The sequence below is a fragment of the Mesorhizobium sp. M2C.T.Ca.TU.002.02.1.1 genome (assembly GCF_003997225.1).
In genome coordinates, this window is sequence record NZ_RZTO01000109.1 from 1 (window position 1) to 11,263 (window position 11,263).

Sequence of the window (11,263 nt, forward strand, 5' to 3'; positions counted from 1 at the left end):
CGGTGCGTGACCTGCACAAATGGTATTCCGGCGTGCATGCGCTGAAAGGCGTCTCGCTCGACTTCAAGCGAGGCGAGGCGCTCGGCTTGGTCGGCGACAACGGCGCCGGCAAGTCCACGCTGATCAACATCCTGTCGGGCGTCCAACGCGCCGACCAGGGCGAGATCCAGGTCGAGGGCAGGGCGGTCAGCATCGCCACGCCGCGCGACGCCATGGATCTCGGCATCGAGACCATCTACCAGTACAACTCCATGGTCCCCACCATGTCGATCGCCAGGAACCTGTTTATCGGCCGCGAGCCGACCCGGCTCTCGATCCTCGGCGTCGGCATCCTCGACCAGAAGAAGATGGCCGAGGAAAGCATCCGCGCCATCGCCAATGTCGACCTGCATCTGCGCTCGCCCGACGCCCTCGTCGGCGAGCTGTCCGGCGGCCAGCGCCAGGGCGTCGCCATCGCGCGCGCCATGCATTTCAAGTCCAAGGTGATGATCCTCGACGAGCCGACCAATCATCTGTCGGTCAAGGAGACCAACAAGGTGATCGGCTTCGTGCGGGGGCTGAAGGAGCAGGGGGTGACCGGCGTCTTCATCAGCCACAACATGCACCACGTCTTCGACTGCTGCGACCGCATCGTGGCGATGGCGCGCGGCGAGGTGGTGCTGGACAAGCGTGTCGCGGACACCTCGATCGACGAGGTCCATTCTGTGCTGTGAGGAATAGGCAATGAAGGTGCTCGCTGGTCGTAAGGTGCTGCTGACGGGCGGCCTCGGCTCGCTCGGCCGCGCCCAGGCGGTGACGCTGGCGCGGGCCGGCGCGCGCGTAATGGTGCTCGACCGTCCCGATGCCGCGAACGCGGTAGAGATCGTCGCCGGGTTGGTCGGCCAGGCTTCGGGCGATATCGGCTTCGTCGGCTGCGATCTCAACCGGCTGGCCGAGGCCGAAGCGGCGGTTGCCGCGCTGGCGGCGAGGGAAGGCGGCATCGACATATTGATCAACAACGCGGCGCTGATCATCAACCGGCCGTTCGAGGAATTCTCGCTCGCCGAGTATGAGGACCAGATCCGCGTCAATTCCTCGGCCGCCTTCGCGCTCGCGCGGGCCTGCGCTCCAGGCATGAAGGCCAAGGGCTATGGCAAGATCGTCAACTTCTGCTCGATCACCCTGAACGGCCGCTGGGACGGCTATGTGCCCTATGTCGCGTCGAAGGGCGCCATGCTTGGCCTCACCAAGTCGCTGGCGCGCGAGCTCGGGCCGCATGGCATCAGGGTGAATGCCGTATCGCCGGGCGCGGTGGTCTCGGAGGCGGAAGAGCGCGTCTTCGGCGATCGGTTGAAGGAGTACAATGACTGGATCCTCGCGAACCAGAGCCTGAAGAAGCGCATCGAGCCGGACAACGTCGCCGATCTCGTGCTGTTCCTCGTCTCGCCCGCCTCCGACATGATCAGCGGCCAGAACATCGCCGTCGACGGCGGCTGGTGAGGGCATGGCCGGCGCGATCGAGCTGAACGACGGGCAATCGAGATTGGTCTTGGCGCCTGAGAAGGGCGCTGCGATCGCCCGCTATGACGCTCTGGTCGTCGGCACCGCGCCAGTTCCCGTGCTGAAGCCTGGCGATGGCACCGGCGCGTCCGGTTGCCAGCTCCTCGTGCCGTGGTCGAACCGCATCTCCGGCGGGGGCTTCACCTTCGACGGCCGCTTTCATGCCGTCGAGCCGAATGTGCCTGGCGAACCTCTTCCGATCCATGGCGACGGTTTCCAGAAGCCGTGGCGGCTTGTCCGCCATACCGACACGGAAGCCGAACTCGCCCTCGATGACGGCGCGATCGGCCCTTATCGCTACAGGGCCTCGGTCGCCTACGCGCTGCGGAACGGAGCGCTGGAGGCGCGCCTCACGGTGGAGAACCGCGCCGGTATGCGCCTGCCTTACGGCCTCGGTTTCCATCCCTGGTTCCCACGCGGCGACACAACCCTGCTGAAGGCGAGGGCGAAGCGCGTCTGGCTTGAGGACGAGCGCCATTTGCCTGCCGGCGTCGTGCCGGTGAGCGAGCATCCGGGCTGGGATTTCGACCGTCCCTTGCCGCTGCCGCCGGAGTGGGTGAACAACGCCTTCGACGGATGGAACCGTCGCGCCTCGATCTCGCAGATCGAGGACGGGATCAAGGTCACGCTCATCGCTTCGCCGGAACTCGACGTCTACATCCTCTATTCGCCGTCGCGCGATGTCGACTTCTTCTGCTTCGAGCCGGTCTCGCACCCGGTCGACGCGCATCAGGGTGAGGGGCTGACTGTGCTCGAAGATGAGGAGGCGATGAGCGCTACCATGCGGCTGGAGTGGATGGAGGTGAGCGCGGATTGAGGAGGCGCTACAACTCCTTCTCCGCCAGCTCCCTGAACCCGTCCGGCACCGAGCGCGCGCCTTCAAGCGCCACCGTGCCGTAGCCGACGGCCTCCTTGCCGAAGCGCTGGCGGATCTTGTCCACGGCGCGGTCCGCGCCGAAGCGGGCGAGGCCCTTGCGGCTGCCGGGCCTGAGCTTCTCGTCGGCGAGGCCGAGCGGCAGTTCGAGCTGCAGGTCGGCATGCTCCTCCAGATGCGAGACGGAGATAGCGAGCAGCGAGATATCCCGCTCGCCCGGATGGGCGGCGAGCACGCCGCGAACCAGCTCCTCGGCGATCTCGGCCAGCATGGTGGTGGCCTGGATCGGCTGCTCCAGCGTGACGGAGCGGGTGACGGCGCGCATATCGGCGAAGCGTACACGCACGGTGACCGTGCGCCCTGGCCGATCCTTGGCGCGCAAGCGGCTCGCGACGCGGTCGGCCAGATGCAGCAGCGTCGGCACGAAGATGCGCGGCAGCGCGGGCTTGCGGCCAAGCGCCGACTGCGCGCCGGCGGAATGTGCGCGCCGATGCGTCTCGAGTTTGCGCGGGTCGCGGTTCCAGGCAAGCGCGGCGAGCTTCTGGCCGGCGGCATGGCCGATCAGCCGCTCCAGCGCGCCGCTATGCGTGCGCGCCAGCTGCCCAATCGTCTCGACGCCGATCTCGGCGAGCCTGGCCTTGGTCGCCGGGCCGACGCCCCACATCAGCGTTACGGGCAGGTCGTGCAGGAAAGCGAGCTCGGTGCCGGGCTCGACCACCACCAGCCCGTCGGGCTTGGCCACCTGCGAGGCGATCTTGGCGAGATGCTTCGTCCGCGCCACGCCGATCGAAATCGGCAAGCCGAGCTCGGCCTTCACCCGCTCGCGGATTTTTCGCGCGATCTCCTGCGGCGATCCGAACAGATGCGTGCAGCCGGCGACGTCGGCAAAGGCCTCGTCGATCGAGATGCGTTCGACCAGAGGCGTGAAATCGTCGAGTACCTTGATCGCCGCGTCGCCGAGGCGCTGATACTCGTTGAAACGGCCGCCGACGAAGATGAGCTGCGGGCACAGCTCGCGTGCCTTGCGGCCGGGCATGCCGCCGCGCACGCCAAACACCTTGGCCTCGTAGGAGGCGGCCAGCACCACGCCGCCGCCGACGGCGATCGGCTTGCCGCGCAATGATGGATCGAGCAGCTGTTCGACGGAAGCGTAGAAGGCGTCGAGATCGGCATGCAGGATGGTGGCGGCCGCAGCGGTGGTCGTGGTGGCGGCCATCAAACGCTCCCATGGCCATTTGTGTGGCATTGCAGCATTAGCTGCATCTTTTGTAAGGGGAATTAGCGGAACATAAAGAGAACAAAAGAAGTTCTCTGTCAAGCCACCACGTTTGAACGTGCAAGGTTCCACAACCTGTGGCTACACCGCAGATAGAGCGCAGGTTGCGTCCTGAGGAAATGTTGCCGCAAGCAAAAGAGGGGCGCCTCAGGGCGACCCGCTCTTCGCTTCTGTGCCGAGGTCTGGGACGACCCCAGCTTCTGCCGTCTCACCTTCGAAGGCGATCGACTGCGCTATGCCGGTTTTGCGTATTGCTCGGCGCTCAAGACCTCAATGCATTGGAACGGCTGGTTGCCTTCCACCCAGGCGTCGTGGCCGGGCGGGATGGTGTAGGAAGTGCCGGCCTCGAAGGTCTTTTGCGTGCCGTCGGTCATCCGCACCGTGATCGAGCCGGACACGACATAGCCGACATGCGAGACCTGGCAGCTGTCGGTCTTGACCACCGGCTTGACGCATTCGGACCATTTCCAGCCCGGCTGCATATTCAGCCGCCCGAGCGTATAGCCCGGCAGCCGGACGATCTCGACACGCGTCTTGGCGGGCGCGCGGACCTCGTCGGGATTGTTGTGCGATTTGGATTCGAGTTTTGTCACGTTCATTGCAACTTCGGTCATGGTAGCCCTCCCATGTGTGAAGCGGCGCCTGACGTTGCGATCGTCGGCGACCGCGATGGTATTCATAAGCCTTGTTATGAGGGATTGCTAATGTAATCAGAGCGACGGCGAGTCCGGCCAAGCTCTTGGCGCGTTGTCGTGGAAGGGTGGTGTTCCAGGCCTCCGGTCGACAGTCCGGGGCCGCGTTGGGACCGAAGTCTCACCGCACGAACGCAGAGGCCCGAGGTGGCAATTTCCAGGAAACAACCGCAGCCCCATTTCATTGGCTAGCAAGCCGCCGGACAAAGTCCCTTCATCGGCGGTTGACGACGGGTGCCCGCCATTCCTGCGATATGGCGGGCACTCCTTCCAGGAGCCGTTCTTGGAGTTGCTGGCCATGCAACCCGGCAAGATCATCGCGAACCTGTTTGCCACGCTGCTTTTTGCCGGCCTGGTCGGCGGCGTCTTCCTCCTCTTCGGCAGGCCGCTCTGGCCGCAACGCCATGCCCAGATGGTGATCCTTCTTCCGATCGACACGATCGCGACAGGATCGGTGCGCAGGGCCTGTGTCGAGCCTTGCCTGCCGGTCCGCTTCGATCTCAAGCTCGCGCCCGTCAGGCCGCCCGATGAAGGCAGGCGGGGGAACCAGCCCGTGGCTCATGCCGTTGAATGAGCGAAGGGATGGCGCTGGCGGAGGCCGCCATGGATAATTTCGAACTCATCGATCTTCTGTGCGTCATCGACGCATGCGCGAGCGATCGTTTGGTCGGGCGTGTCGTGCCGATGTCGAAGGCTGTCGAGGAACTGCGCGTCCTGACCGGCGATTTCGTCTCGTCGGATGAGGATGCGGCCAACGCCTTGACGCAGATCGCGCTCGAGCGCGGCTGCGCGGTGCTCTTCGACGAGCAGGCGGGCGCGGATATTATGGACCTGGCGTAATCTCTCCAGACGGGAGGTCGATGCTCATTTCGCCAAAGTGATCATCCGGCCCGCATACGCCGTCCGGCCGCCGAGTTCGGCCGTGCAATCCGACTTTACGGCCGAGTTCCCGATCATCGCGACAGTATCGCCGACCAGCCGCAGGCAATTGCCCTGGGCGTTCATGTCCGAGTTTCCGGTGTAGGTGATGGCGGCGTCCGGAGCGTAGATGAAGCCGCTCACCACCGAGCCGGATCCACCGTTGAGCAACAGGGGCTGAGTGTTGCCACGCGCCTGGAAGATGGTGATGCCGGCGTAAGGACCGCTCGTCGGCGGCGAGAGGTTCACCTGCTCGTTGGCGTTGATGGTGAGCTGCGAGTTCTCCATCAGGAAGATCGTCACGCCCTGGCCGCTCAGGCTGCCGTTGCCGCCCGGCTTTATGGTGACGTTGCGCATGATGTAGGTGCCCGGATTGAGGGTGATCTTTCCCGACAAGGTCTTGTCGCAATAGGTACCCGGCGAGAGCGTCACCGTCTTGCCATTGGGCACCGGCAGGCAGAGCGTGTAGGCAGGTGGAACGACATCGGCCAGCGGATCGAACGAAGCATACTGGTTCTCATGCGGCGCGCCGCAGGAAAGGGTGGCGTTGGGCGGCGTCAGCCCTTGCGTGCCGCCGACCGTCGAGACGCAGCCGGCGCTGACGATCGCCGAGCCTCCGCGGCTGATGGCGTCGGGCGCGTCCGAATTGGCTGTGATCACGCAGCCGTTCATCGCCACATCGGTCGAGCCTTGCAGGCTGACCGCGCTGTCGGCGTGCTGATCGAGCGCGAGCACGCAGGCTTGCGCGCCGGGTTTGAGCTTGACCGAGGCGGTGCGCGTCGCCTGCCAGGCCGGCATGCCGCTGATGAAGGCCGGCCGGCTGACGCTCGACGACAGCGAAATGAAGTAGGCGCCCGGACCGCCGCTTGCGCTGGCCTGGAAGGCAGCGAGGCTGCCCGATAGCTCCTGCGCGTCGGCGGCGCTCATATTGGCCGCGAAAAAGGTCTGGCCGAGTTGCTGCACGTCGCTCGCCGACATGCTCGCCTGGTATTTCGTGCCGATCGCCAGGCCGGCCGCATCCAGCGAGTTCTGCAGCTGCGCGGCGTCGTCGCTCGTGCCTATCAGATCGATGGACGCCGCCACGCCAAGCATAAGCGGCACCATGGCGACTGCGGCCGCGATCGCGAAGTTGCCGCGCCTCGATGCCCAAAACCGTCCCAACATGGAGCCCATCCTCGCCGATATGCGAGATGTGATATGCGCGCCGTCTCAACGAGCGATTTGCAAAAAAGATAAAATGCAGAAAGTGCTAAAATATTAGCTTTTACCGATACTTATGCCTTAAGTCCGATGCGGATTGGGCCTTAGGTCCTAGTCCGTGCGGCGCAAGGTGGGGACAGCGGCGCGCTGGGGTCCTACCGGCAAAAATCGAGCAAAATAATTAGGCATTCGTTCATATGGCAATGATGACGTGACGACTGGGATAGCTTGGGCGCGCTCGGCCATGGCCTTTTCGGGTCGTTTCTTCAGACAACTTTTTCCGCGAATTTTTTTTCGACGCCTTTGCGAGAGCAGGGGCGGCAATGTCGCCACCATTTTCGCGCTCACCCTGCCGGTCGTCGTCGGCGGCGCGGGGCTCGGCGTCGAGACCTCCTACTGGTACTATTCGAGCCTGAAGCTGCAGGCGATCGCCGACGCGGCCGCCTATGCCGGCGCGCTGGAAAAGATCGCCGGGTCCGACACCGCGGCGATCACGGCGGCCGCAACGTCGTCGGCCGCCTCGAACGGGCTGGGCGGGGGCACCATCGTCGTCAATACGCCGCCCACCTCGGGACCGAACACGGCCAAGAAGGCGGTGGAGGTCATCCTCAACCAGAACCTCGACCGGATGTTCACCTCCATCTTCACGCAGACGAAGGTGCCGGAGCGGGCGAGGGCGGTGGCGCTGATCACCGATGCTTCGAAGGCTTGCATGGAAGCGCTCAATCCCTCGGCGTCCCAGGCGGCGCTCTTTTCCGGCAGCACCAGCGTGAAGCTGACCGGCTGCGTTATCATGGCGAATTCGATTGCCAACGATGCTATCAAGGTGCAGGGATCGGCTGGAGTTCAGGCCGACTGCCTGATTTCGGCCGGCGGCATGGTGCTGAACAATCCGCCGACGATGGCCTGCAAAGCTCCGATCACCCAGGCGCTGCCGGCAGCCGATCCGTTCGCCAGCCTGCCGGCGCCAGCGGCCTCCAACCCCTGCCAGAACGACAACAAGTCGACGCTGAAGCCGGGCACTTATTGCAGCGGCATGAGTTTGAGCGGCAATGTCACCCTCGATCCCGGCGTTTATGTTGTGCAGGGCAATCTGAAGATAAACGCCAATGCCAACATTTCCGGCAGCGGAGTCACCATCTTCATGTCCGGCAGCTCGACCGTCAGCATGAACGGCAACGCCACCGTGACGCTGAGCGCGCCGACCTCAGGCACCTATTCCGGCGTCCTGTTCTATGGCGACAGGACGGGAACGGCGGCGCAGAGCACCTTCAACGGCACCGCGAACTCGCTTTTGACGGGCGCCATCTATTTCCCCAGGCAGCAGGTCAATTATCTTGGCAATTTCTCGGGGGTGAACGGCTGCACGCAGGTTGTCGCCGACACCATCCAGTGGTCGGGCAATTCGACCATCAACCAGGACTGCTCCAGCCTTGGGATGAAGGACATTCCGGCGGCACAGTCGGTTGCGGTCGTCGAGTGAAACCTGTGGCCAGCCAACTCTTTACGGCCATTCGCGATAGAACGGGCATAGCCGCGGTGGAGCTGGCGCTGGTCCTGCCGGTCCTATGTGCAGCGTTGCTCGGAATTATGGACGGCTGGTCCTATGTCGCCAGTTCGCTATCGATGCGCGCCGGCGTGAAGACGGCGGCAAACTTCGTGATGGCAGGATCCGCCGATGACAGCGCAACCCAGACCGTCGCGTTGGCGAGTTGGGAGAACAAGCCTTCCGACGCGCAGGTCACGATCAGTCGCATCTATAAGTGCGGAACCACCGTAGTCGATGCGTCGACCTTATGCAGTGGACCGAAAGCGCCATCCGTCTACGTCCAGATTCAGGCATCCGGCACCTGGGTCCCGCCCTTCACCTTCGGCCCATACCCAGACAATACCACGATCGGTCATGTGCAGGTGGTCCGTGTGCGCTGAACGAAGACTCCGGCTTTCGGCATTTGCGGCCAATGAATCCGGCGGCGCCGGTATCGAATTCGCGCTGGTCGCGCCTTTTCTCATCATGCTTCTGTTCGGCATCTTCGCCTTCGGCTGGTCGATGAACAGCATATCCAGCGTGCGCTATGCGCTCGAAGCCTCCGCGCGTTCGCTGCAGCTCAACAACACGCTGACCCAGGCCGATATCCAGGCGGTCGCCACGCAGAAGCTGCAGGCGCTTGGGCTGCAGAATGTCAGCGTCACCATCACCACCGATCCGCCAAGCGGCGGCTTTACCATGGCCCACGTCAACGCCAGCTATGCCTTCGTCATCAGCTTTCCCTATTTCAGCAATTTCCCGATCAGCTACACCACCTCGGTGACCGTGCCGCTGGTCGGCGGTTAGAGCGCTTCCCAGGAAAACTGTAGGCGGTTGGCGACTTCGCCGTAGCCTTCCGTCCGGGATTGCGTCGAAAACCAAGAGATAGAGCGGTCCGCCGTTTCCGCGAAACGGTAAACGCTCCAGAAGACCGCGCGAACGGAAAGAATGTCGCTGTAGGGCACGCTGTTGCCGGGCGGTCGGAACTCGGTCCCAAGAATTTACCGACCAATGGAAGGCTTGTTACAAAATATTAGTTTGATCTAATGTTGTGCGGAGGTGGAGTGGAGGAGTTCAATGTCAGGTAAACCAACCACATTCCCAATGCCTGTCGACGTGTTCAACGCACTGCCCGATCAGGCAAAAGGTCACCTGCCGCCAGCCGCGTTCGATGCTGCTCTCGCAGCAGCGGACCACTCATCTGCCGGCGACCATTTCGCGCCACATGCGGATGTCACTCTGCCGGCCGACGCGACCAGCGCGATCGACCAGCACGCCACGCATATTCCCAGCTTCATAACTGACTGGTTGCTATAGCCAAGCGGACTTGGCGGCGTTCCATTCTCGAGCGCCTGTCGCCCCTGTGGCGGCGGGCGCAATATTTGGGTCTGTCTGAAGCGGACGCCGGACTGCGCCGTGGAACCGCTCCCTGCCTCCGCCTTGGTCGGCACGTGGCGTCACGCGCTACCTTAGCAATCTCTAAAGTCGCAAGGCTGGCGCCAGCCCGGAATGCTAGGGATTTGCTGTCGTCCATGCCAGGAGCGCAGTCATGACCTCTGTTGTTGGAAGCCAGCACGGCACCAGCCTAGTGCATCGTCCGGGCAAAACCCATGCGTCGCCGGAAACCTTCCCGGGTAACAGTGCCGAAAGCATTGGCCATCTTGCAAAGGCCTCGGTTTCCGAGACGGATGCCAGCGATCCGAACGCGCAAGGAAAGGCCGCGTCCCGGATCGCTCGGATGGATCTGACGGTGCTTTCCCCAACCGGTTCGAGTGGTCAGGAACCGGACGCCGCGGCATCCGCGGATCAGGATGCCGGCGACACCGAGGCCTCGGATCTTTCCATTTAGCCGCGCTGAACCGGGCGCCTTCCTTCTCGACCGGGCCTTGCTCTCGGGCTGGGCGGACATTCCGGGTTTGCGTGGCTTCGCCCGTGCGGGAAAGGTCGTTGGGACCATGGTCCGGCGGGAGGAGGGCCCTCATTGTTCCAAACGGCCCAAGGGTGCTCGGCCCTTTGTATTTCTGTTAATTTTCAATACGTTAATGGTGTTTTTCGTGGTAATTGCCGGGCGGCGGCCGCCGTGCTCCCATTTCGCGACCGCGATTGCGTAAAGTTTATCCGACGCCGTTAGGAAATTCTCATAAGAGGCTGCCTAGCGGTTGGGCCATGCGACGATTCATCTGCGGAGAAGCACAATGACATTGCGAAAGACACTCCTGGCATCCCTTGCCATTCTTGCGCTCGCGGCGGCCCCCGCGCTTGCCGGCCCTGGTGGTAATGGCGGCGGCAATGGCGGCAGCCATGGTGGCGGCAACGGCAATGGCGGCAACGGAAACGGCGGCGGCAACGCCGGCGGTAAAGGCAACGGCAACAGCGGTGCTTCGCACGGCAAGTCGGCCACGGCCCCGGGCCACAACAAGGGCACCGACAGCGCTTCGGACGACAGTTCGACCGACGATACGACCACGGCTGCCACGCCGAAGGAGAAGAACCTTCACGCCAAGCTCGGCCGGCTGAACTCGCTGCAGCGCAATATCAACGCCTACATGAATTCCAAAAGCAAGAAATTCGCCGGCATCCAGGCTTACGTGACGCAGGCCGCGGCCGCCCAGAACGCGCAAGCCGCGGTGGAGGCCGCGCAGAAGGCCGTGGATGCCGCCACCGCTTCGATCGCCGAGACCGAAGCCGCCGGCCAGACCCCGACCCAGGCGCAGCTCGATGCCTTGGACGCCGCAAATAAGGCGCTCGCCGCCGCTACCACCGCGGCTGAGAATACACCGCCTCCCACCGACGCGTCCCTGGATACCGCTCTCGCCGACATGGCCAACAAGCCGGTCGACGCCGACGTCACCGCTTGGGCGAAGGACACGCTGGCGGGCAAGATCGACGCCGTTGCCGCTGCCACGGCGACGACGACCACATCGACCACAACGACCCCATAAGGCCGGTCGAACCGACCAGAGGGCGAACGAAGACGCCGCCGGGCCTCGCCCGGCGGCTTTTTTTGTCGGGGCAGTGATCACCCATCTCAGGAACAAGAACGGTTCGCCTCGGTGTTTTCGTCCTTATCGGCTTGGGCTGGGGGAGGCGGGCCAAATGCGGCAGCGCGTCGGACCTCAGTCGCCTTGTGCTCGACGGCCCACGGCGCCTAAGTCACCGGTGCACTCCCTGTGCTTGCCTTTCATGGCCACATGGCCGGATAGCGCATGGCCAGCCCCGCTGCCCCCCGGTGGGAC

14 protein-coding genes are annotated in these 11,263 nt (G+C 63.8%); 11 read left to right on the forward strand and 3 right to left on the reverse strand.

The features are described 5' to 3' along the window. Nucleotides 1-2 precede the first annotated feature (2 nt). Genes EOD07_RS08555 through EOD07_RS08565 form a run of 3 tightly spaced genes read left to right on the forward strand, consistent with a single transcriptional unit; the run spans nucleotide 3 to nucleotide 2,356 of the window. Entirely contained in the window at nucleotides 3-713 is a 711-nt protein-coding gene (locus EOD07_RS08555) for an ATP-binding cassette domain-containing protein (RefSeq protein WP_127235084.1), read from the forward strand. A 10-nt stretch (nucleotides 714-723) separates the two neighbouring features. Then, the gene (locus EOD07_RS08560; protein ID WP_127235087.1) at nucleotides 724-1,479 is read left to right on the forward strand and encodes an SDR family oxidoreductase; all 756 of its coding nucleotides are present in this window, start codon (nucleotides 724-726) and stop codon (nucleotides 1,477-1,479) included. A gap of 4 nt (nucleotides 1,480-1,483) precedes the next feature. Beyond that, nucleotides 1,484-2,356: an aldose 1-epimerase gene (locus EOD07_RS08565; RefSeq protein ID WP_127235090.1), complete on the forward strand. Its 873-nt coding sequence runs from the start codon at nucleotides 1,484-1,486 to the stop codon at nucleotides 2,354-2,356. A 7-nt stretch (nucleotides 2,357-2,363) separates the two neighbouring features. Here the strand turns inward: EOD07_RS08565 and dinB are convergent, their stop codons facing one another. After that, entirely contained in the window at nucleotides 2,364-3,629 is a 1,266-nt protein-coding gene (dinB, locus tag EOD07_RS08570) for a DNA polymerase IV (protein WP_127235092.1), read from the reverse strand. A 293-nt stretch (nucleotides 3,630-3,922) separates the two neighbouring features. Continuing rightward, entirely contained in the window at nucleotides 3,923-4,303 is a 381-nt protein-coding gene (locus tag EOD07_RS08575) for a cupin domain-containing protein (RefSeq protein ID WP_073987547.1), read from the reverse strand. A 361-nt stretch (nucleotides 4,304-4,664) separates the two neighbouring features. Here EOD07_RS08575 and EOD07_RS08580 point away from each other — a divergent pair, with 361 nt between their 5' ends. Beyond that, nucleotides 4,665-4,955: a hypothetical protein gene (locus tag EOD07_RS08580; RefSeq protein ID WP_245469960.1), complete on the forward strand. Its 291-nt coding sequence runs from the start codon at nucleotides 4,665-4,667 to the stop codon at nucleotides 4,953-4,955. 8 nt (nucleotides 4,956-4,963) lie between these two features. Further along, nucleotides 4,964-5,221, forward strand: coding sequence for a hypothetical protein (locus EOD07_RS08585; RefSeq protein ID WP_348627741.1), 258 nt, complete (start codon nucleotides 4,964-4,966; stop codon nucleotides 5,219-5,221). A 24-nt stretch (nucleotides 5,222-5,245) separates the two neighbouring features. Here EOD07_RS08585 and EOD07_RS08590 read toward each other — a convergent pair whose 3' ends face one another. Continuing rightward, nucleotides 5,246-6,463: a TadE/TadG family type IV pilus assembly protein gene (locus EOD07_RS08590; protein WP_348627742.1), complete on the reverse strand. Its 1,218-nt coding sequence runs from the start codon at nucleotides 6,461-6,463 to the stop codon at nucleotides 5,246-5,248. Between the two features lie 280 nt (nucleotides 6,464-6,743). Here EOD07_RS08590 and EOD07_RS08595 point away from each other — a divergent pair, with 280 nt between their 5' ends. The 6 genes from EOD07_RS08595 (at nucleotide 6,744) to EOD07_RS37565 (ending at nucleotide 10,969) form a co-directional block, all read left to right on the forward strand. Next, nucleotides 6,744-7,982: a pilus assembly protein TadG-related protein gene (locus tag EOD07_RS08595; RefSeq protein WP_127235098.1), complete on the forward strand. Its 1,239-nt coding sequence runs from the start codon at nucleotides 6,744-6,746 to the stop codon at nucleotides 7,980-7,982. 5 nt (nucleotides 7,983-7,987) lie between these two features. Next, complete coding sequence (locus EOD07_RS08600) at nucleotides 7,988-8,428, forward strand: TadE/TadG family type IV pilus assembly protein (protein WP_206519441.1); 441 nt, start codon at nucleotides 7,988-7,990, stop codon at nucleotides 8,426-8,428. Further along, complete coding sequence (locus EOD07_RS08605) at nucleotides 8,418-8,834, forward strand: TadE/TadG family type IV pilus assembly protein (RefSeq protein WP_245469963.1); 417 nt, start codon at nucleotides 8,418-8,420, stop codon at nucleotides 8,832-8,834. The genes EOD07_RS08600 and EOD07_RS08605 overlap by 11 nt, the downstream gene beginning before the upstream one ends. 270 nt (nucleotides 8,835-9,104) lie before the next feature. Then, a complete protein-coding gene (locus EOD07_RS08610) occupies nucleotides 9,105-9,344 on the forward strand; it encodes a hypothetical protein (protein ID WP_127235104.1) in 240 nt (79 codons plus the stop codon). Between the two features lie 232 nt (nucleotides 9,345-9,576). Further along, nucleotides 9,577-9,876 (forward strand): hypothetical protein, encoded by a 300-nt coding sequence (locus tag EOD07_RS08615; protein ID WP_206519442.1) that lies wholly within the window; start codon nucleotides 9,577-9,579, stop codon nucleotides 9,874-9,876. A gap of 346 nt (nucleotides 9,877-10,222) precedes the next feature. Next, on the forward strand, nucleotides 10,223-10,969 hold the full coding sequence (locus tag EOD07_RS37565) for a hypothetical protein (protein ID WP_164772131.1): 747 nt from the start codon (nucleotides 10,223-10,225) through the stop codon (nucleotides 10,967-10,969). Nucleotides 10,970-11,263: the final 294 nt, after the last annotated feature.